We start from the raw sequence: 21,908 nt of genomic DNA on the forward strand, positions 1-21,908 counted from the left end.
AAGGATTTGTACATAGAACAGACAGATGTTGCATCTGTGTCCGGCAGATGCTCCCTCTAAGCCCCTTATATTGCCCATCTGTCTGCCTTAGATGGTATACCTGTCATCGACAGACCGTATATCTGTAGAGAGCAGGCGGTATATACGAAAAACACATGGACGGGCAATGCGCAATCCATGTGTTTCGGTTGTTTTAATAAAACGTGCTTCTTGTTACTTCTTCTTGGGATGCCTGCGTGCCCAACCTTCTTCGGAAAAGTCGGGTTCCTCGCCTTTCAATTCCGTGTTGTCATGGCGGAAGAACTGCTTCCAATCGTCCTTTTTGCCACTTTCTTGGAACTCCTCTCTGCGACGGCTGCGCGAACTGTTGCGCTTAGACGGCTTTTCGAACTTTTCGAAACCGCCCTTGTCATCATTGCGTTTGCGCCCTCTGCCCGCAGCAGCACCGCGCCCTTTCTCGTCTGCATCGTTGCACCGCACTTCACGGCCCTTGTAAGTGGTGCCGCTGAGTGCCCGCATCACCTTGTTTGCATCGGCTTCGGGAACCTCGATATACGAGAATTTGCTGAGCAGGTCTATATGCCCTATCTCTTGTCGGCCGCGCATATTCTTGTTGACGAATTGCATAATTTCGCCCGGATAAAAGCCGTCTGCCTTGCCAAGGTTGATGAACAACCGGCGGTATCCTGCCTCTGCTTTGTGCGAACGCGAACCGCGTGTGCCCCGTCTTTCGCCTTTTGTCGCCCTTTCACCGCCTTTCTTGGTCGAGGGTTTCTTTATTTCAGGGGCATCGGCATAATAGGCTAAGAACTTTCCGAACTCCAAACTCACGATCTTTTTGATGATATCTTCCTTATCGATATATTCGAAATGTCGGTTTATGTCTGCCATGAACGGTGCTATTTCCTCCTCGTTAACGTCGATTTTCAGTATCTCGTCCATCGTTTTATAGAGCTGCTTGGTGCATATCTCCTTAGCTGTAGGCATAACGCCCTCTACGAATTGCTTGCCTATCACTTTCTCTATAGCACGCATTTTAGAACGTTCACGCGTATGAATGATAGAGATCGACGTTCCTTTTTTGCCCGCCCGTCCGGTACGTCCGCTGCGGTGTGTATAGCTTTCTATATCGTCCGGCAGTCCGTAATTGATAACATGTGTCAGGTCTTCTACGTCGAGACCGCGCGCAGCCACATCGGTTGCCACGAGAAACTGCGTCATGTGTTGGCGGAATTTCTGCATCGTGAGGTCGCGTTGTTGCTGGCTAAGGTCGCCATGCAGTGCTTCTGCGTTGTATCCGTCGTGTATCAATTTGTCGGCGATCTCCTGTGTTTCGCGCTTGGTACGGCAGAATATAATGGCGAAAATATGCGGATAATAGTCTACAATGCGCTTCAAAGCAAGGTATTTGTCCTTGGCATTCACCATATAATATATATGGTTCACGCTCTCTGCACCCTCGTTACGGCTACCGACCACTATCTCTTTTGCATCGTGAAGGTAGTTCTGTGCAATCTTTTCGATCTCTTTACTCATGGTAGCCGAGAAGAGTAGCGTGTTCCGATCTTGCGGTATGCCCTCGAATATCTCGTTGATGCTTTCGGAAAAGCCCATGTTCAGCATCTCGTCAGCCTCGTCCAATACTACATTGGCTACCGAGTCGAGTTTGGCGACTCCACGGTGCATCAGGTCTATCAGGCGCCCCGGAGTGGCCACGATGATTTGTACACCGCGCTTAATCGTGCGGATTTGCGCCTCGATAGATGTGCCTCCGTACACCGCAACCACATGCAGACCATTGACATACTTGCTGAAATCGTTCAGATCATCGGCAATCTGTAAACAGAGCTCGCGCGTAGGGCTTAATACAAGTGCCTGTGTTTCTTTCTTTGATGTGTCTATCTTCTGCAGAATGGGAATGCCATAAGCGGCGGTCTTCCCTGTTCCCGTCTGTGCGAGAGCTACTACATCGTTACCGTTACCCAATAAATAAGGAATTACTTCTTGCTGAACCGGCATCGGAGTTTCGAACCCCAATTCGGTGATGGCGCGGCGAATCTCTTCGCTAACGCCCAATTCTTCAAATGTTTTCAAACTAAAATTAATAAATTAAAACCTGTTCAAACCTCCATTGCCCCCACCAAATAACGGCAACATTTGTGTTTGAACGGGTGCAAAGATAGTGAAAATAAATGGATTGCATTGTTGTTTTTTAGTTATAATTACTTAATGGTTGGAAAAAAAGAAGGCATCTCTATGGTATGAAAGAAAAGTTTTTATACCTTCGCTCCGGCAGTTGTTCTGCTGTTTGACGTGGCAACTGTTTATGGAGAATTGAAGAAATAATGACGATAGCTATATTCTGTTCGGCAAATAACAATATCGATGCCGAATATTTCAAGTTGACGGAAGAGCTGGGGAAACGGCTGGCCAAAGAGGGGCACAGTATAGTTTTCGGCGGATGCAACATGGGACTGATGGAATGTGTTACCAAGGCTATGCATGATGCAGGTGGCAGAACTATCGGTGTAATACCGTCGATGATTGAGAAATATGGGCGACTTTCCGACTATGTAGACGTGGATATTCTTTGCGATAACTTGAGTGATCGGAAGGAAATCATGCTGTCTAAGTGCGATGTGGCAATAGCTCTCCCGGGCGGCATCGGCACTTTGGATGAGATATTTACCGTGGTGGCTTCGCATACTATCGGGTATCATCATAAAAAGGTGATACTTTATAATATGAAAGGCTTTTGGGGCGGTCTGATTCTTTTGCTGGAAGACTTGCGACAACGCGGCATGATACGCGGGAATTATACGGATTATATTCGTGTTGCAAGCTCGGTGGACGAGATTATGAGCATGCTCTGAACAGCATCGGTCGTAACTTGTTATAGGGGTATCTCTCGTACTTTCCGCGAGTTACGTCGGTAAATAAAAAAACTAAATTATTCGATTTTTATTCTTTTATTAATTTGAAATTAGGTATCTTTGCGCAACTTATTATTTTAAGATGTTAGTCAAAACAATAAAGTTTTAATTTTTTAGATGAACGTAATTACGAAAACAGTTCAATTGCCTGATGGCAGAACCATCAGCATTGAGACCGGGAAAGTTGCAAAACAGGCTGATGGTGCTGCGGTACTCCGCATGGGCAACACAGTGTTATTGGCAACTGTTTGTGCAGCAAAGGATGCAGTTCCCGGAACAGATTTTATGCCTTTGCAAGTTGATTATCGCGAACAGTATAGCGCAGCAGGGCGTTTTCCGGGCGGATTTACCAAGCGTGAGGGGAAAGCAAGCGATAGTGAAATCCTTACTTCGCGTCTTGTAGACCGCGCACTTCGTCCGCTTTTTCCTTCAAACTTCCATGCCGAAGTCTACGTACAGGTAATGCTACTTTCGGCAGACGGCGTAGATCAGCCCGATGCCTTGGCCGGATTTGCCGCTTCGGCGGCTATGGCGTGCTCCGATATCCCATTTGATGGTCCGATATCCGAGGTACGTATCGCTCGTATCAATGGCGAATATGTAGTCGATCCGACTTTCCAACAAATGAAAGAAGCCGATATGGACATTATGGTTGGTGCAACCAAGGATAATATCATGATGGTGGAAGGCGAGATGAATGAAGTTTCAGAGCAGGATCTTATTGATGCTTTGAAAGTCGCAGCCGATGCCATCAAGCCGATGTGCGACCTTCAAACGGAACTTTCTAAAGAACTTGGCACCGACGTAAAGCGCGAGTATTGCCACGAGGTGAACGATGAAGAACTGCGCGAGCAAATCAATAAGGAGCTTTACCAGCCCGCATACGATATTACTAAGCAGGCTCTTGATAAGCATGCTCGTCAGGATGCTTTCGATAAACTCATTACCGATTTCCTCGAGAAATACGATGCGGCATATGCAGAGAACCTCTCTGCCGATGAATTGGAGGAGAAACATGCCGAAGCAACACGCTATTATGAAGATGTAATGCGTGATGCTATGCGCCGTTGTGTGCTTGATGAGGGCAAACGTCTCGATGGTCGAAAGACCGATGAGATACGTCCTATCTGGTGCGAAGTGAGCGCTTTGCCGATGCCTCACGGCAGTGCAATCTTCCAACGTGGCGAAACAATGTCGCTTTCTACATGTACACTCGGCACGAAAATGGACGAGAAACTTGTGGATGATGTACTGGAGAAAGGTTATCAACGTTTCTTGTTGCATTACAACTTCCCGCCGTTTTCAACGGGAGAAGCTAAGGCTCAGCGCGGTGTCGGCCGTAGAGAAATCGGACATGGGCATTTGGCATGGCGCGGACTTAAGGGACAAATCCCTGCTGATTTCCCCTATACGGTGCGTTTGGTAAGTCAGATATTAGAGAGCAACGGTTCTTCTTCTATGGCTACAGTATGCGCCGGCACTCTCGCTTTGATGGATGCAGGCGTGCCGATGGCGAAGCCTGTCAGCGGTATTGCTATGGGATTGATTAAGAATCCGGGCGAAGAGAAGTACGCAGTGCTTAGCGATATCCTCGGTGATGAGGATCACTTGGGCGATATGGACTTCAAAACAACGGGCACAAAAGACGGTTTGACAGCCACACAGATGGATATCAAGTGCGATGGATTGAGTTTCGAAATCCTCGAAAAAGCACTGATGCAGGCGAAAGCCGGCCGTGAACACATCCTCGGAAAGATGATAGAAACCATTTCGGAACCGCGTGCAGAGTTGAAACCTCAGGTACCTCGCATCGTTGCATTCGAGATCCCGAAAGAATTTATCGGTGCTGTAATAGGCCCGGGTGGCAAAATTATCCAGCAAATGCAGGAAGATACCGGCGCTACTATTACTATCGACGAGGTCGATGGGGTAGGAAAAGTACAGGTAAGTGCTCCCGATAAAGACGCTATCGATGCCGCTTTGGCCAAAATAAAGTCTATTGTAGCTGTGCCAGAAGTAGGCGAAGTGTACGAAGGAACGGTGCGTTCGGTGATGCCTTATGGCTGTTTTGTCGAAATTATGCCGGGTAAAGACGGACTTCTCCACATTAGTGAAATTGACTGGAAGCGCCTTGAAACTGTTGAAGAAGCGGGCATCAAAGAGGGCGATAAGATACAGGTTAAACTGATGGAGATCGATCCTAAGACCGGTAAGTATAAGCTCTCGCACCGTGTGCTTATGCCGAAACCCGAAGGATATGTAGAGCGTGAGCGCCGTCCGCGCCGTGAGAATGGCAATGAAAGGCGCCCCCGACGCGACGGAAACGGTGACTATCGCGACAATGATCGTCGTGGAGGAGACCGTCAGCCGCGCCGTTTCGAGCATCGAAACAATAGCTTCGGGCAGCGTGATGATGAATATCGTGATCCGTCGATGAACGATGAACCGAAAGATTTCAATGATTCTTTGGACCACGGAAACGATATCGATTAACCACGAAACTAACGAATATTAATCATATCCCCGTTCCGAAACATTATCGGAACGGGGATTTTTTGTTAGCATACATTAAAAGAATAGAACGATATCGATACTTTTTACTATCTTTGCCGAAAATAGAAAGCGCCTCAGCAATATCAAACAATTTTGATAACTTTCTGCTTTTGCAGCCTTTACCCATATGTATACAACCTTTTAAAAATCAGAATAAACAGAAAATCTTTAATGAGTATGAAGCCGATACGTTTAATTTTGACGGCGTTCTTGTCGCTGTTGTCCGTAACAAGCGTGGTACAAGCCCAGACGAAAGAGCCCGTAGACTATGTGAATCCCTACATCGGAAACATCAGCCACCTACTGGTTCCGACGTTTGCAACCGTGCAACTTCCCAACAGTATGTTGCGTATTTACCCTGCACGTGCCGACTATACTACCGAATATGTCAACGGATTGCCTGTGATTGTTACCAACCATCGCGAGCGATCAGCGTTCAGTATCAGTCCTTATCAGGGCAATAAGCTCGTTCCGGTGGTAACAATGAATTACGATCATGAGCGCATTACGCCTTATTCTTTCGACATCGAATTGGACGATAATACGATGAGAGCCCGCTTTGCAGTGGCACATCAGAGTGCTGCCTATGAGCTTTATTTCCAGAAGAGCAAGCCTGTATATGTGATAATCAACTCACAAAAGGGCGCTATCAAGGTGGATAAGAACATCGTGAGCGGTTATCAGGAGATATATGGCAATACGAAAGTTTATATATATGCCGAAACTGAGGAAACTCCTCTTGCCTTCGGTATTCTCGATAACGGCGCTCTGAAAACGTCGCAGACTTCAGCCAGCGGCAATAACTCGTGCGCCGTGCTGCGATTTACCGACGGGACAGAGCGTGTACACCTGCGTTACGGCGTGTCTTTCATCAGTACCGAGCAGGCCAAGAAAAACCTTTACCGCGAACAGAACGGTTACGATATAGACGCACTTGCCGCAAAAGGGCGTGCTGAATGGAATAAAACGCTCTCGGAAATTACCGTGGAAGGCGGAACAGAAGACGAGAAAACCGTTCTTTATACCTCATATTACCGCACTTTCGAACGCCCTGTATGTCTGAGTGAAGACGGGCGTTATTACAGTGCTTATGATGGAAAAGTGCACGAGGATGGTGGAATACCGTTCTATACCGATGACTGGATTTGGGATACCTACCGTGCAGCGCATCCTTTGCGGGCATTAATTCAACCGAAAAAAGAGGAAGATATCATCGAATCATACCTGCGCATGGCCGAACAGATGGGTACGAAATGGATGCCGACTTTCCCTGAAATCACCGGCGACTCGCGCAGAATGAACGCCAATCACGGCGTGGCAATGGTGGCAGATGCCCTTTATAAGGGACTTAAAGTAGATGCCAAGCGGGCTTATGAATATTGCCGAAAGGGCATAGAAGAAAAAACACTCGCCCCGTGGTCGGGTAATAAGGCCGGATGGATAGACGAATTCTACAAGAAACACGGCTATATACCCGCTTTGCGTGAGGGAGAGAAGGAGACCGATCCCAATGTTTCGGGCTTCGAGAAACGCCAACCGATCGCCGTATCTTTAGGAACTGCGTACGATGAATGGTGCCTTTCGCGCATTGCATCGTACATGGGAAAGAAGAAAGAGGCCGATCTATATGCACAACTTGGCCGTAATTACCGCCATGTATTTAATTCCAAGACCGGTTTCTTCCATCCCAAAGACAAGGAGGGCAACTTCTTAGAGCCGTTCGATTACCGCTTTTCCGGCGGTGTAGGGGTAAGAGACACCTACGATGAGAACAACGGATGGACGTACCGATGGGATGTACAGCACAATGTTGCCGACCTTATCAACCTTATGGGCGGCAGAGAACAGTTCTTGAAGAACCTCGATCAGACCTTTGCAGAGCCGATGGGGCGCGGTAAACGCGAGTTCTATACCCAGCTGCCCGACCAGACGGGTAACATCGGGCAGTTCACTATGGCCAACGAACCGGCATTGCATATTCCTTATTTATACAACTATGCCGGCGCACCTTGGAAGACTCAAAAGCGTATTCGGCAGCTCTTGAAGACATGGTTCCGCAATGATGTGATGGGAATACCCGGAGATGAAGACGGTGGAGGGCTTACCTCGTTCGTCGTGTTCTCGTCGATAGGCTTCTATCCCGTAACCCCCGGCTTTCCTGCATATAATATCGGCAGCCCGCTTTTCAAGCATGTAAAGGTGACGCTCGGCAATGGTAAGGTGTTCGAAATTATAGCCAACGACTGCTCCGACGAGAATAAATACGTTCAAAGTGCTGTGCTCAATGGACAAACATGGAATAAACCGTGGTTCAGCCATGACGATATAAAGAACGGAGGAGTACTTGTTTTGCAGATGGGCAGGCATCCCAATAAAGCGTGGGGAGCCGATAAGTCGGCCGCACCTCCATCGGCCGATGCCGAGAAATAGGCTTCTCTCAACACACTGTTAGCACAAATTCAACGAATAACAAATAAGTTCTATGTGGGTAGGCAGATGTCTTTCCCTGCATAGAACTTATTTGTTATTCTGTTTTCTTACCATTCTATCGTAGACAGATGTGCCGTTTTGTCTCGTTTACACCGTTCGTCTATCGTCGATAGCCTACCCGCCTAATCGGCTTATATAGCCTGTCTATCGGTGTTACAGAGCCTGTCTGTTTTTGCCGGATTATTGCTTGAAGCGCGATGTATCCACCTCTTCGCGCCTCTTCTCGCGGTATCCGCCGAAGCGATAGGTAAGCGATATGCCGAATGTGCGGTAACAGGAGAAGTCCATTCTCATATGTTGATGGGCGTAATCGATACGGGGATCGATTGATGAAGTCTCGAACAAATCGTTACAGAATAATTTAACGATGGCGCGTTTCCGTGCAAATTTGTACACCAGAGAGGCATCCAAGTTACCCGAAGCAGGCAGGTCGTAAGTGGCCTGTATGGCTTTTGTGCGTATCATCCCGTCGAGTGTGAGCGTTAGGTCGGGCTGTTTGGCAATCATGAAAGTATTGTTCATGCGCGCCATGCAGAACGCAATGTGGCGGTTGAAAGGTATGTCGTAGAAGTCGGATGCTTTCTGTTGCATCAACACGCCGATAAGATTTATGCGCGTGTTGTACCACGAACCGAGCGCAAACGGTACCGACAGCTGCACTCCTGCCTGCCTGTTGAAGTCGAAGTTCAGATATTTGTATTGTACAGCGAGCCGGTCTTGTCGCTGATAAGGCGTCTGTACAAAGTAGTCTTTGTGGTAGTTGTACCACGTAACCAGCTGGTATTTGCCCTTCAGGATATACACCAATTGCAGCTGATAGTCGTTCGAAGGCTTTAAAAGCGGGTTGCCTGTCACCTCGTTATAGCCCCCATGACCGTAGGTAATGAAGTTGCTGATCGTCCAATAAGGCGGGAATTTCTTGTCGCTACTCATGCTCAACTGCAGCAAATGGGCCTCTGTAGGCTTATAAGAAAGGTTGAACGTGGGGTACAGGTTCCATTGGTGCCATGCCGAGGAATGGTAATATTCGGTGGCAAGCGATACCTCTGCCGACAGTTTCTCTGCGAACTGTTTGCTCGTTCCCACGTATATATTCACGTTATCTTCGCGTTGTTTCACCGTTTCATCGGCAGGTGTCGCACCCGAAGTGGTTGCTGTATTCGTGTAATATTGCGTGCTATGGTCGCTACTCGCGGTGTATATGGCACCGTAGTTGATGTTCCATCCGCCATGCAGCCGGTGTTCTTGTGCGACAAACACCTTCCATCGGCTTATTTTCTGTGTATTTTCCACACGGTAGTCGAGGCTTCCCGTGGGCATAGTGCTGTGGAGTAGCTGTGTTTCGGGCGTCTTGTAATAGGTGTATTCGGTGCCTGCGTTCAAGCCGAACGGCGTTTTGTAGTCCATACACAGGTTGTGCAACCGGTGCGTAAAGTCGATGTTGAAGTCGGAGGTGATATCTCCGTTTACGTTCTGTCGGGCATGATTCGTCTCGTAGTTGCCCGTGTAAACGAAACTCACGCTATGTTTATCGCCGATATTGCAGTCTATACCGAGCCTGTAGTCGTGCCCTCGTTCCCTATGAAGGGCCGTTTCGCGCGAACGTATGTTATAAACGTTTCCGCCGTTTTGCGAGTGTTGAGCCGTTTCTTCGGTGGTGTAGTACTGCGATCCGTGGTTGTATCGGTACATGAAATCCATGGATAACCGCTTCGAAGCGTAGGTTAAGCTCAAACGTTCGGCGAAACGAGCGTGGTGTTCTTGGTTCCATGCAAGGTTTGTTTCTCCCTGTAAACGTGGCGTTTCGCCTTTTTCGTGGTGCAGGTTGATATTGATAACCGCCCCGCGCAGCTGGTATCGTGCCGGTGCATTGTACATCACTTCGGCATTGGCGATACGGCTTGTGGGCATACTCCGTAGCAGTGCGCCCAGTTGTTCGGCCGTCAGAGTGGTTACTTTGCCGTCGATAACGATGCTGACCGGCATGCCCGACAGTGTGATGCTGCCGTTCTGTTCGCTCACACCGGGCAGTTCTTTCAGGGCATCGTAGGCGTTATCCACTTGTTTGCTGCCTATAAGTCGCTGCAAGTCGTACATCAGAGCGGCTCCGTTTACCTTGACTACGGGGCGTTCACCCTTCACCATCACGTCGGGCAGCGTATGTATAATGCTGTCGATCCGTGCAGAATCGCTTTGCGCACGGACATTCAACGATGCGAACAACATACAGATAATTGTGACGAATGCTTTCATTGTTTCCGGTATTTATTGGGCAAAGATAAGTTCTTACGGCTTTTTGTGCAAGCAAAAGTGCTTACCAAGTCTTAACAGAAGTGTTATTTAGTCTTATCGTTTTATCCGTTCTCCGCCTGAAAAAACTATCTTTGCAGCATGAAGATACCTCTTAAATACATGTCGGTCTTGGTGGTTGTATCGCTTACGGCTATCTTTCTGTACCAGACTTACTGGCTTGTAAACCTCTATAATACCATGTACAGCTCTATGAAACGCAGCATCAACGAGGCTATTCATATGAGTGATTACGAGGAAATGATGCATCGTGTGAAGGCTCTTCGGGCCGATAACAACGGACAGCATGGCACTATAGAGTTCTCGGCCGGCAGTTCCGCCAACAGCAGCATGGTATTCGGGGCTACATATATCAAGGGCCAAAAGCCGAAAGAGTATATGAATGTGGTGAAGAAAATGTCGGAAAAAGGCAACAAAGTGATTGTTATAGACGACGGGAACGAGCACACCACCGTGAATAGTCCCGACTCCCAAGTGTCTGCACTGAACGTTAATCAAGACTTTTCCACCATGCTTAAAGACCGTAACAATATGGAGGAATTGCTCAACTACCTACAACGGGGGCTGCATTCGGGCTTGGATGTGATGAGCGATCCCGATGCAAAGTACTTCGACAGTCAGCTTACAAAGCACCTGAATGATTTGGGCATAACCGCTGCCCACAGGTTGTTGTATCTCGAAAGCGGCAGCACGCCCGACTCGTCTTATACTTATACCGATACTGTAGCGGCCATCGGAACGGGTATTAAAGGTAAGATGGAGACCTATCGCTATGCAACCGACCTGAACAGCCATCGCACATATCTGTTGCAACTGCCCCCAATACAGCGGGTAGTGCTCCGGCAGATGGCGGGTATTCTTGCTACTTCGCTCTTCATTATGCTTATTCTCGGCTTCTCGTTCTACTACCTTATGCGTACTATTCTGCGCCAACGTACGCTCGATGAAATGAAGACAGACTTCACAAACAATATGACACACGAGCTCAAGACGCCCATCTCTGTGGCTTATGCAGCCAATGATGCCCTGCTGAATTTCGGGGCTGCGACCGATCCTCGCCGCATGCAAGAGTATCTGAAGGTGTGTAAAGAACAGTTAGAACGACTAACTAATTTGGTTGAACAGATACTCTCGATGAGTATGGAGCGCCGTAGAACGATGAAACTCGATGTGACTGACGTGCCTGTAAAGCCGCTTGTCGATGCCGTAGTGCGCCAACAGCAGCTGAAGGCAGACCGCGAAGCGGAGATAACCGTCGTAGTGGAGCCTCCCGATATGACGGTACGTGCCGACCGGCAGCATCTTTTTCATGTGATAAGCAATCTGGTCGACAACGCCGTTAAGTATTCACGCGGCAAAGCTATGGTGGAGATACGGTGCACGGGAAGTACGATTTCCGTTGCCGATCATGGCATCGGCATACCGCAGGATAAGCAGAAATATGTTTTCGACAGGTTCTATAGAGTGCCCGATGGTAACCTGCATAACGTGAAGGGCTACGGTCTCGGACTGTATTACGTAAAAAGTATGATGGATAAGTTCGGCGGACGTGTCGACGTGGAGAGTAAGGTAGGGCAGGGAACCGTATTTAATTTACATTTCAATGGATAGGATCAGCGTACTTTTAGTAGAGGATGAGCAGACGTTGGCGATGATCATAAGAGACACGCTCAATGCGCAAGGCTTCGATATTGCCGTAGCCTGCGACGGACAAGAGGGGCTTCGGCGGTTCGCAGAGGTGCATCCCGACGTGGTTGTGGCCGATGTAATGATGCCGCGTATGGATGGTTTCGAGATGGTACACCGTCTGCGGCGTATCGATAAACATACGCCGGTGCTCTTCCTTACAGCCCGTTCGGCGGTCAATGATGTTGTGCATGGCTTCGAATTAGGGGCCAACGATTACTTGAAGAAGCCCTTCGGAATGCAGGAACTTATAGTGCGTATCAGGGCTTTATTGGGAAGAGCCGCCGTTAGCGATGGCATGCAACGGCATAAGAGCGGGTGGGTGGAGATCGGAAAATATGCATTCAACCCTGTTTCGCAGTGTCTGCAATATGAAGATACGGTAGAGGAATTATCGCATCGCGAGGCGGAAATCCTGCGTAGGCTTATCGAAAAGTGCAACGAGATGGTACTTACACGCGACATATTGCTCGATCTGTGGGGTGATGACAGCTTTTTCAACACCCGCAGTCTGCAGGTATTCATCACCAAGCTACGCCATAAATTGGCCAAGGATAATAGTCTTCGCATCGTTAATGTGCGCGGTTTCGGTTATAAACTCATCCAATCATAGCTCGTTAAGGCAGGGAGTAGGCAAAATAATAAGAGAAAACAGAACAGATATACCCTTTCTAACTTATCCCTGTAGAAGGAGGATAAAAAGAAAATAAGTAGCCTCTTGATTTGACGTCTATAATTCTTTGGTGATAGACATATTGCAAATGAATTCCCGTGAGTGCCTATCTAAGGCGGACAGACGGGCAATGTAAAGTGCTCAGATATGCCATCTAAGCATTTTAGATGGGACAACTGTCTTTGCCGTATGATATGCCTTGCAAAATAAGGGAGGTTTTATAACCATAGAACGAGATAAACATTGCGCTCTTTATTTGCCTTTCAAGCTGTGCAAAGCCTGCCGGGCAGAGGTGGCAATGTCTGCGTTTTTACTGTTTGCAAGGGCTTGGTAATTCGCGATGGCATTCTTCTTATCGCCCGTCTTTTCGTAGCATATCGCAAGATTAAAGGCAACGATATCGTCTTCGGGAGCGTCTTTATGGATGGAAGCAAACAGGGGCAACGCTTCCGCATAATTGCCCTTCATGGCTAAAAGAGAGGCTTTGTTAGATCTGAGACGGATGTCTTCAGGGTATGCAGCCAACACTATTTCGTTCAATTCGTATGCCGGTTTGTTGTCGTTTATATCGAGTAACTGGTTAAAATAGTCTTGCATCGTGTCTATAAGGAACTCTTTACCGTCGGCAAAGGGTTTGTTCAGCGTCCATAACCATTGGTTACGATTCGTTTTCGAGTGCTCTATAACTTTGCTAAGTTGACTTAGAGCGTCGTCATACAGCCCTTGTTTCAGCAACATGTGTACCTTTCCGAAAGGCAAGTCTATGCGGTCGGGATACTTCCTTATGCCCTCATCTATTTTTGCATAGGCTATTTGCATGAGTTTGTCGTTATATTCGGTTTGCCCAGACAGGTAGCCGACAACATTTTTCGTGGTATCATTCTGCAATTCCAGATATTGTTCCCCGTCGGCAGGCTTAACGGTCGACAGACTTAGAACTTCTTCCATTGCGCGTTTCACATAATAGTTGTACCACGCGGCAATAACGTCCGGCGAATTCGGTTCGGCCTTCTCCCACTGGTAGATGCAGTCTTTCAGCGCGATAGTATCGCCGTCGTTCAGCAGTTTCTTGTACTTGTCGAACCATTCCTGCTGCGCATTGAGCGTGCCGGTTGCTAAGGCAACGAATGTTATTGCAAGAAATAATCGTTTCATATACGGATGTTTGTTGGTTATACAAGGCGAAGATAATATAATATTTCCATACATGGAGCATTTGAAGAGCGGAAATATAAAAAGAACAGAATAATTTTCTTTCTTGTAAAAACGTTATTTTTAATTCTTTGTTTCCGTGGTTCTGTTTCCCGAACCGATACACTCTGTTTGCAGAAACTCGTTGAAACGACTGTGATATCCGTTGAATACGCTGATATCGACTTCGCCGTGTATGCCGCTCACTCGTCCGTCGGGGCACAGCTGCCAGTACACCAGATGCACGTTGGGCTTATATTCTCCGTAGCGTGCAATCCATATATTGTAGTCGCGGATGATATCGGGAGCTTCGGGAAGATGCTTGTTTACGAAACTTTGACTGATATAAAGAACGGGACGAACGCCCGTATGACGCCTTACGATACGCAACCAAGTGCGCACAGAAGTAAAGAGTACCGCCGTTCCACCCATCTTTCGAATTTGTCGGGGCGACGGTTCAACGTCTAAAACCGGTGGGAGATCGCCTGCAAGAAACCGCGAATTTTTCAGGAAGAAACGGGCTTGAGCAGCGGCATCCGATGTGGTTGAGAAGAAATGATAAGCCCCGCAACGAATGTTTTTGTGCCGTGCAGCGGCGTAATCCGCATGGTAATATCGGTTTTTAACGGTAATACCTTCGGTCGATTTGATATAACAAAAGCTGACAGGATAGTCGACAGTGCCATTTACGCGTTTGTTACTGATGGTTCCTAAGTGGGTTATACGGATATTATCCCAACGGATTGTGAAACGTTTACGGCCTTTTTCGTGCTGAAAACGCGATATGTCGATGCCATAGATGCGCTCTGTAGTGTACTCCAACCGTTCACCTTTATATATATTATGGTACCACTCGCCCAAACGCAGGTAGGCTCCGGGGGCAACAGAAAAGCCGAAACCCGTGCGCATGTTGTCTTTCCAATGACCTTCGTAGTACTCTCCATCGAATGCAGTGTAGGTTCCTGTGCCCGATGCCGTGCAGTTTCGTTCGAAATCTCCGCGGTAGATACCTGCGCTGTCTGTCCTTATACCGCCGATAAGCGTATCGGCTTGCCATGTTCCCACAATGCGATGTCCTTCACGGTCGGTACATATACCGTGCCCGTATCGCAATCCGTCTTTCCATTCTCCCTCGTATATCACGCTGTCTTTGTACTTCAATCGGCCGTAGCCGTTGTATTTACCGTTGGAATACCCGCCCTGATAGCAGTATGCGCCGGCTTTAACGATGGTCTGTTGGGGATGTTCTATTTCGTTGCAGGCACAGAAGAACAATGCTACAGGCAGTAGACGAAGAAAATAAAACGTTCTTTTCATGGTCGTTTTTGGTTGTTGAAAAGATCGGAAAGGGTGGTTCTGTCAACGACATTTCCGCCGAGCAGGCAGCCCATGAACCATCCGTGTGCGGTGAAAACAGGCGATCCGTCGCCGGCAAGTATGGGGGATATGTCGCATGCATTCCCCGTTTTATCGGCCGGAATAATGGTTGCATGAGTAGAATAGGTGGCAAATAACGGCTCTTGAAGGCCGCCGAAGCCTGTTACAAGTACCTTCCCGTCGTCGTTGGCATGCCATGGAAGCCATCTGAGAGGACTCACTCCCGCGGGTGTTTCTTTGTCCTGTGTTTGCAAAAGATATAGTTTTCCATCGGCAGATATACTCTTTTCTTTGCATATTTGTTGCTGAATACGACCATTGTCATTACGGTAGAAGACCTTGAAAAGGCGCTTGTGGTGCAACGAGAGGGTACATTTTGCGGTATCGATGCTATCGATCAAAGTCGCAAGGCGACGGGTATCGCGCAGCTTGGAGGCAATCCCGACTTCGAAATTTGCTACCATTGCGTAGCCTTCATCCTGTACCCCGTGGGCACGCAGGAAGTATCTAAGCTCGGCATCCTGCAGGCGTAAGCCTTTTAGAAGTCGTTTTAGCCTTGTTTTTTCATGGCTCAATTGCCGACGGATATCGGTTATCACCTTTTTCTCTGCACCGGCGAATGTTGTTATGACTCTTCCCTTGCACGACGGAAAGAGCCACCAACGGTCTATCCAGAAACCTGTCGATCGCCATAGTGTAACCGAAGAGTCGCGATGAACCGATAGCCTGTCGAGCACGGAATCGCCTTTTTCGTCGCTGAAATAGAGCATTGGGCGGCCGTTGACGGCAATTTCGTACCACAAAGACCGTTCGACAATTACTGTCGACTGCACCATCTGCCGGCCCGAAAACCGCCAACTTCTCCATGCACCCAGTAAGGCTGCGGCAATTGCAAGTACGATTATGGGCGGACACAGACTCTTTCTTGCGCAAATACAAGATAACAATCGTTTCATCACAACGCAAAGTTACGATAATTTTTATTGATTGCCAAGGCTTCCGTTTATTTAGACTATCATTATTTTTCGGGGATTGAAATGTGGATTTAATGCCGTTTTAACATCTTTTTATGGTTAAAAAAGCGATGCTTTTATATATAATAAGTACCTTTGTCAACACTTAATACCGTTGCTATTTTACTAAACTGTGGATTATTAAACTAAACAATATTATTGTATGAATAGAATTAAAGTGTTGTTATTTGCCCTGCTTGTCTGTGGTACAACGTATGCTGCAACAACGAAGTACAACAATCCGGTGATTAAAAGAAGTGTTCCTGATCCTACTGTTATAAGGGGCCAAGACGGTTATTTCTATCTTTATGGTACAGAAGATATACGCAATACGCCGATTTTCAAGTCGAGGAACTTGGTTCGTTGGTTATATGTAGGCACGGCATTTACCGATGCAACGCGCCCATCTATGGTTCCCGGCGGCGGTATATGGGCACCCGACATCAATTACATTAATGGGAAATACGTAATGTATTACTCTATGTCTGTCTGGGGAGGGCTTGAAACCTGCGGTATAGGTGTGGCTTATGCCGACAAGCCCGAAGGCCCGTTTACGGATCATGGTAAACTTTTCATCAGTAAAGATATTGGAGTGCTGAACAGTATCGATCCTTTTTATATAGAAGATGGCGGGCATAAGTATCTTTTCTGGGGGAGTTTCCGCGGCATTTACGGCATTGAACTTTCCGAAGACGGCCTCTCTGTAAAAGACGGAGCGGTAAAGAAACAGATCGCGGGATGGTCTATAGAGGCGACATACATTATCAAACACGGCGATTATTATTATCTCTTCGGCTCTCGCGGTACGTGTTGTAATGGTGCAGAAAGTACTTATGAGGTGGTTATGACGCGCTCGAAAGACCTTTTCGGGCCCTATCTGGATAAAGATGGCGATAACATTTTGAACGGTTATAACTTCAGTTGGTTCCTGAATGGCAATGATGTAGTGGCGGGACCCGGGCATAATTCCGAGTTTATACAGGATGACAATGGCCAGTATTGGGTTTTGTACCACGGTTATACCAAGGAAAATCCGGGGCTGGGCAGGCAGGTTTTCCTCGATAAAGTGTACTGGGGAGACGACGGATGGCCATATATAAAGAACAATCAGCCTTCGGCCGAGGAAGACAAACCGGTATTTTCGACTACTGCTATCGATGAGATAGAAGGCGAAAGTGCACTGAACGGAGACATTACAATTTCGCCGCGAATGGTGAAAAACGACTTTACGATCGGCGAAAACGGTACAAAAGGCTTCGCTTGGAGTATCACCGGTCTTAGCGGGGAGATAGTTAAAACGGGAAAAGGCAAGGGCCGTATCGTTGTTGACTGCTATGATGTGCCCGAAGGAATGTATGTGGTAACAGTGAAAAACCACGCAGGCAAAAGTACTGCCAAGATCATTAAATATTGATAGGGCCGACGCCTCTTAAATACGGATGCCTTTCAGACGGATTGCAGGCCTGAAAGGCATTCTTGTTTTATGTCCGTTCCGATGGCGCCGACCGAAGCTCTCGTCGCATTTATTTGCGGTTGTAAGTAATGCCGGGCCAATCGTCTGTGCGGAACGGAGATGCCGGCAATCCTGCTTTGTTCTGCAGGTTACACACGGGATTATCGGCCCATGCGTAGCGTACAGCCACGGGAAATGCTACATCGGGACATGTTACAACTACGTTATTACCGTCGATTACGGCTGTTGCCCAGTGGAACACTCGGTCTACACCGGCTATGCTGAAACCTTTGAGCGCACCGTCTGCTGCTTTCAGACCGCCGTCTGCATGGTCGAAGAAAATACGAATTTTATTTCCCTCCATACGGTATGAGCGGTATATGGGGCCCGAGTAAGCAATTTGCTCGCCATATATAAGCGCCCTTGCCGGCAATGCAAGACGCCTGCCTGCCTCTTGTTTGTTCTTCGGATGTATGTCTTTCGCATCGCCTATATCGATAAGAACTGCCATACCCGTATTCTCCACGTTCAATGCACGCAGCTGAGCCTCGCGCAATTCGGCCCATTCGGAGGGCGCAGGCTCGGCTTTCGTATCCATATAATTGGCCAGCTGTGCAATGTAGAACGGGAAACTATAGCCCCATCTCGTGCGCCAATCGTTGATCATCAGTGGCAACAACGATCGGTATTGGTAAGCCCTACCGGCATTATATTCCCCTTGATACCAAATAACTCCTTTAATCGTAAAAGGTACAAGCGGGTTGATCATGGCGTTGAAGAGTGCCGTAGGTTCATTACCCTTAACGGGCGTTGCTGCCGAAGTCTCGGTGGAATGGGCGAAAACGTCGGTCATTCGCTCCTTATAGTCGGGGTGTGTGGCAAGTGCTCTGCCGCTCGTCCATGCTTCGATAGGCGTTCCGCCCCAGCAACTCTGTATAAGTCCGATGGGTACATGGCAATATTTCTCCAGTTCTCTGCCGAAGAAATAAGCCGTAGACGAAAATTCTTTAATGCTGTTCGCATTGCATACCTGCCATCCGCGGGCCACTGCCGAGAAGTGTTCGGCGGGCTTAGCGGCGGTAACTTTATCGAGTTGCAGCAGTCGGATATTGGGATGTTGCTGCGCTTCCTGCTCTTCGTCTTTGTAATTCATAACCTTTCCCCATCCTTCAATGGGCATCTCCATGTTCGATTGCCCCGAACAAAGCCACACTTCGCCTATCAATACGTTTTTTAGGTCTATGGGTTTTCCGTCTGTAATACGTATGTCGTAGGGGCCGCCTGCCGCGGGTGTTTCTATTATTACCTGCCATTTGCCCTGCTTGTCGGCCTTGGTAACGTAGGTTTTACGGTTCCACGAGGGAGTTACTTTAACGATTTTTCCAGACTTTGTTTCGCCCCAAACGGGCACCGATGCCTGCTGTTGCAGCACCATGTTGTCGGTGAACAGCGGTTGTAACCTTACTTGTGCCCGCACAGACAGCACGCAGACAAGTAATAGGAATGCAATTTTGTTTCTCATGCGTTTATGTTTTATAATGTTTTAAATGGCGGTTTACGGTTACAAAGATACGACGTTTTTCCGATATTCGTAGCAAATGTTTCGGATAAATGGCACTTTTATGCGAGACAGATATATCCCATAAGGTGCATAGACGGTGTGTCTGTAGGACATATATGTATCATCTATCCGAGACAGAAATATGCACTGTTTCGTTTTTTTTACTATCTTTGCAACGTGATGGTGCCCAAAAGCATACTTTATGTGGCATTTGGAGGAGCCTTAGGTGCGGTGTTGCGCTTCGTTGTATCGCGGTTCTTGCAAGAACATGCAGCCACGATATTTCCCGTAGGCACCATGATTGTGAACCTTGTGGGGTGCCTGTTGATAGGTGTTGTCTGCGGTTTTGCCGATGAAAAGGCTTTGTATGTGAAATCTAAATATATTATTTACATCATGAAAAAAACATTATTTATCGCATTATTGCTCATGGCTTCGGTCGGCACATGGGCACAACAGTTGTCGTTCAGCCGGCTGAAAATCCACGAAGGCGATAACCCTGAATGGAAAAATCCCGATTTCAACGACAGTAATTGGAACGAGGTGGATGTACAAGGTTCGGCAAACAGGAATATTATCGATAAGCCCGACAGCTACAGTTGGTACCGAGTAAAGTTTGTTTTGCCGTCGGCCATGCTCGAAAAATCGACGCTTAAAAAGGTGTTGCAGTTGTATCTCGGTAAGATAGACGATGCGGACGAGGCTTATCTGAACGGGCATTTCATAGGCTCTACCGGCCGTATGCCGGAGCAAACGGGAGGATATGTTGGCGCTTGGGAAGAGGAACGCCGTTACGAGGTAGGCGCACAAAGTCCGTTTGTACATTGGGGTAAGGAAAACGTGTTGGCCGTAAGAGTGTACAATGGCGGCGGACAAGGCGGCATGTATGGCGGTCCGATAATATTGAAAGTACCGGATTTGATCGATGGAATGGGCATAAATTTCTCTGAGACCAAGGCTAAAAGAGGCATGATGTGCCAGTGCCGTTTGGACAATGCTTTCAAACAGCAGCAAAAGGGAGTGCTCACATTGACGCTGTTCGATCCGGAAAGCGGTGCTATCTTGGCTACAGTTACTCATAAGGTAGCCTTGAAAGGAAATACGAATAAAACGTATGTCATGGCTTATGATACTGACCGTTTGCTGCGTATGAAAGCTGTGTATCGTGATGACGCTACGGGTAAGGAGGCTGTACGCAGTTATACGCCGAAATATATCCTTACTCCGAAAGCGCCGGCTGCACCGCGTATAAACAGTGCAGAGCGCTTCGGAGTACGACCGGAGTCGCCTGTAATCTACCGTATTCCTGCATCCGGCGAGCGTCCTATGGTATTCTCGGTGCGCAATCTGCCCGAAGGACTTGCGCTCGATGCCGAACATGGCATTATCAGCGGTACGCTGAAAGCCGGCGGGGAGTACGAAATGACGCTCGTGGCCGAGAACAGCAAAGGTGCCGATGAGCGCAAATTCACCATTTGTGTGGGCGACAAAATAGCGCTGACTCCACCGATGGGGTGGAATAGTTGGAACTGCTGGGGCCTTAGTGTGTCGCAGGAAAAGGTGATGTCTTCCGCTCAAGCGATGATAGACAAGGGACTTACCGATTACGGATATGCCTATATCAATGTAGATGATGCATGGGAAGCGCCGCAACGCAATACGGATGGCACCATTGCAGTGAACGAGAAATTCCCCGATATGGCCGGATTGGGCAGATGGTTGCATGGTAACGGGCTGAAGTTCGGTATATATTCTTCTCCCGGAGACCGTACCTGCGGCGGCTATTTGGGCTCTTTAGACCACGAAGAACTCGATGCACGAACGTATAACAGTTGGGGTGTGGATTATCTTAAGTACGACTGGTGCGGCTATTCCCGCGTGTTCGATGCGGAAAAGGATCATAGCACGGCTGCTTATGTACGCCCCTACCTGAAGATGGAGCGCTATCTACGCCTCATGCCTCGCGATATATTCTACAGTCTTTGCCAATATGGCATGGCTAAAGTATGGGAATGGGGCCACGCAGTGGATGCTAATTCGTGGCGAACAACGGGAGATATCACCGATACATGGGAGTCGTTGTACGACATTGGGTTCGTACAACAGGCGGAACTTTATCCATATGCCGGCCCCGGACATTGGAACGATCCCGATATGTTGATAGTTGGAAAGGTGGGATGGAGTGCGAATTTGCGCGATACACGCCTTACTCCCGACGAACAGTACACACACATAAGCCTGTGGACTCTACTGTCTGCCAACATGTTAATAGGCTGCGACATCAGTCAGATAGACAATTTTACGCTAAATCTTCTTTGCAATAACGAGGTTAATGCCATAAACCAAGACGTTTTGGGCAAGCAGGCAAGGCGCGTAGTCGTAGATGGCGACATTCAAATATGGGCAAAACCTTTAAACGATGGCAGCCATGCAGTAGGCATATTCAATGTGGGAACCGACGACAGGAGAGTGGATTTCGCGAAATACTTCGATGAAATGGGCATAAAACAACAGAAAACCGTGAGAGATTTATGGCGGCAGAAAGATCTGAATCCGGCACAAACAACCTACTTCATACCTACACATGGGGTGAAATATATTAAGGTAACGTATTGATACTCGTACCGAGCTGTACAGGAACAACTATCGGGAGCGGAGCGTAGAACGT

At 47.9% G+C, this 21,908-nt stretch carries 13 protein-coding genes; 7 read left to right on the forward strand and 6 right to left on the reverse strand.

Features of this window, described 5'->3' with window-relative positions; all coding sequences use genetic code 11:
- Positions 1-213: 213 nt before the first annotated feature.
- On the reverse strand, positions 214-2,094 hold the full coding sequence (locus BN3912_RS01745) for a DEAD/DEAH box helicase (RefSeq protein ID WP_036859413.1): 1,881 nt from the start codon (positions 2,092-2,094) through the stop codon (positions 214-216).
- Positions 2,095-2,345: 251 nt separating this feature from the next.
- Here BN3912_RS01745 and BN3912_RS01750 point away from each other — a divergent pair, with 251 nt between their 5' ends.
- The 3 genes from BN3912_RS01750 to BN3912_RS01760 all read left to right on the forward strand — a co-directional run bounded on the left by BN3912_RS01750 (position 2,346) and on the right by BN3912_RS01760 (position 7,916).
- A complete protein-coding gene (locus tag BN3912_RS01750; protein WP_023984281.1) occupies positions 2,346-2,873 on the forward strand; it encodes an LOG family protein in 528 nt (175 codons plus the stop codon).
- Between the two features lie 177 nt (positions 2,874-3,050).
- Positions 3,051-5,426: a polyribonucleotide nucleotidyltransferase gene (gene pnp / locus BN3912_RS01755; protein ID WP_023984282.1), complete on the forward strand. Its 2,376-nt coding sequence runs from the start codon at positions 3,051-3,053 to the stop codon at positions 5,424-5,426.
- A 231-nt stretch (positions 5,427-5,657) separates the two neighbouring features.
- Positions 5,658-7,916, forward strand: coding sequence for a GH92 family glycosyl hydrolase (locus BN3912_RS01760; protein ID WP_023984283.1), 2,259 nt, complete (start codon positions 5,658-5,660; stop codon positions 7,914-7,916).
- Positions 7,917-8,156: 240 nt separating this feature from the next.
- Here BN3912_RS01760 and BN3912_RS01765 read toward each other — a convergent pair whose 3' ends face one another.
- Positions 8,157-10,229 carry an outer membrane beta-barrel family protein gene (locus tag BN3912_RS01765; RefSeq protein ID WP_023984284.1) on the reverse strand — a complete coding sequence of 691 codons (2,073 nt, stop codon included), beginning with the start codon at positions 10,227-10,229 and terminating at the stop codon, positions 8,157-8,159.
- A gap of 138 nt (positions 10,230-10,367) precedes the next feature.
- On the opposite strand from BN3912_RS01765, the gene BN3912_RS01770 reads away from it, so the two are divergent.
- Entirely contained in the window at positions 10,368-11,897 is a 1,530-nt protein-coding gene (locus BN3912_RS01770; protein WP_023984285.1) for a sensor histidine kinase, read from the forward strand.
- Complete coding sequence (locus BN3912_RS01775) at positions 11,890-12,585, forward strand: response regulator transcription factor (RefSeq protein ID WP_023984286.1); 696 nt, start codon at positions 11,890-11,892, stop codon at positions 12,583-12,585. Before BN3912_RS01770 ends, BN3912_RS01775 begins: the two co-directional genes overlap by 8 nt.
- A 312-nt stretch (positions 12,586-12,897) precedes the next feature.
- Here BN3912_RS01775 and BN3912_RS01780 read toward each other — a convergent pair whose 3' ends face one another.
- The 3 genes from BN3912_RS01780 to BN3912_RS01790 form a co-directional block, all read right to left on the reverse strand.
- Positions 12,898-13,800 (reverse strand): tetratricopeptide repeat protein, encoded by a 903-nt coding sequence (locus BN3912_RS01780; RefSeq protein ID WP_023984287.1) that lies wholly within the window; start codon positions 13,798-13,800, stop codon positions 12,898-12,900.
- 120 nt (positions 13,801-13,920) lie between these two features.
- On the reverse strand, positions 13,921-15,153 hold the full coding sequence (locus BN3912_RS01785; RefSeq protein ID WP_023984288.1) for a GH25 family lysozyme: 1,233 nt from the start codon (positions 15,151-15,153) through the stop codon (positions 13,921-13,923).
- Positions 15,150-16,169: a hypothetical protein gene (locus BN3912_RS01790; protein WP_023984289.1), complete on the reverse strand. Its 1,020-nt coding sequence runs from the start codon at positions 16,167-16,169 to the stop codon at positions 15,150-15,152. Before BN3912_RS01790 ends, BN3912_RS01785 begins: the two co-directional genes overlap by 4 nt.
- Before the next feature lie 220 nt (positions 16,170-16,389).
- On the opposite strand from BN3912_RS01790, the gene BN3912_RS01795 reads away from it, so the two are divergent.
- On the forward strand, positions 16,390-17,640 hold the full coding sequence (locus tag BN3912_RS01795; protein WP_023984290.1) for a family 43 glycosylhydrolase: 1,251 nt from the start codon (positions 16,390-16,392) through the stop codon (positions 17,638-17,640).
- Positions 17,641-17,749: 109 nt separating this feature from the next.
- On the opposite strand, the gene BN3912_RS01800 is transcribed toward BN3912_RS01795, so the two are convergent.
- A complete protein-coding gene (locus BN3912_RS01800; RefSeq protein ID WP_023984291.1) occupies positions 17,750-19,201 on the reverse strand; it encodes a sialate O-acetylesterase in 1,452 nt (483 codons plus the stop codon).
- A gap of 243 nt (positions 19,202-19,444) precedes the next feature.
- Between BN3912_RS01800 and BN3912_RS01805 the strand changes: the two genes are divergently transcribed.
- Positions 19,445-21,856, forward strand: coding sequence for a CrcB family protein (locus BN3912_RS01805; protein WP_195906761.1), 2,412 nt, complete (start codon positions 19,445-19,447; stop codon positions 21,854-21,856).
- Positions 21,857-21,908 lie beyond the last annotated feature (52 nt).

The organism is Prevotella phocaeensis, assembly GCF_900065875.1.
GTDB lineage: Bacteria > Bacteroidota > Bacteroidia > Bacteroidales > Bacteroidaceae > Prevotella > Prevotella phocaeensis.

Bases quoted from the DNA above. Each gene is read 5' to 3' on its own strand.
- BN3912_RS01750 (WP_023984281.1), top strand. From the start codon at position 2,346: ATGACGATAGCTATATTCTGTTCGGCAAATAACAATATCGATGCCGAA.
- pnp (WP_023984282.1), top strand. From the start codon at position 3,051: ATGAACGTAATTACGAAAACAGTTCAATTGCCTGATGGCAGAACCATC.
- BN3912_RS01760 (WP_023984283.1), top strand. From the start codon at position 5,658: ATGAGTATGAAGCCGATACGTTTAATTTTGACGGCGTTCTTGTCGCTG.
- BN3912_RS01765 (WP_023984284.1), bottom strand. From the start codon at position 10,229: ATGAAAGCATTCGTCACAATTATCTGTATGTTGTTCGCATCGTTGAAT.
- BN3912_RS01770 (WP_023984285.1), top strand. From the start codon at position 10,368: ATGAAGATACCTCTTAAATACATGTCGGTCTTGGTGGTTGTATCGCTT.
- BN3912_RS01775 (WP_023984286.1), top strand. From the start codon at position 11,890: ATGGATAGGATCAGCGTACTTTTAGTAGAGGATGAGCAGACGTTGGCG.
- BN3912_RS01780 (WP_023984287.1), bottom strand. From the start codon at position 13,800: ATGAAACGATTATTTCTTGCAATAACATTCGTTGCCTTAGCAACCGGC.
- BN3912_RS01785 (WP_023984288.1), bottom strand. From the start codon at position 15,153: ATGAAAAGAACGTTTTATTTTCTTCGTCTACTGCCTGTAGCATTGTTC.
- BN3912_RS01790 (WP_023984289.1), bottom strand. From the start codon at position 16,169: ATGAAACGATTGTTATCTTGTATTTGCGCAAGAAAGAGTCTGTGTCCG.
- BN3912_RS01795 (WP_023984290.1), top strand. From the start codon at position 16,390: ATGAATAGAATTAAAGTGTTGTTATTTGCCCTGCTTGTCTGTGGTACA.
- BN3912_RS01800 (WP_023984291.1), bottom strand. From the start codon at position 19,201: ATGAGAAACAAAATTGCATTCCTATTACTTGTCTGCGTGCTGTCTGTG.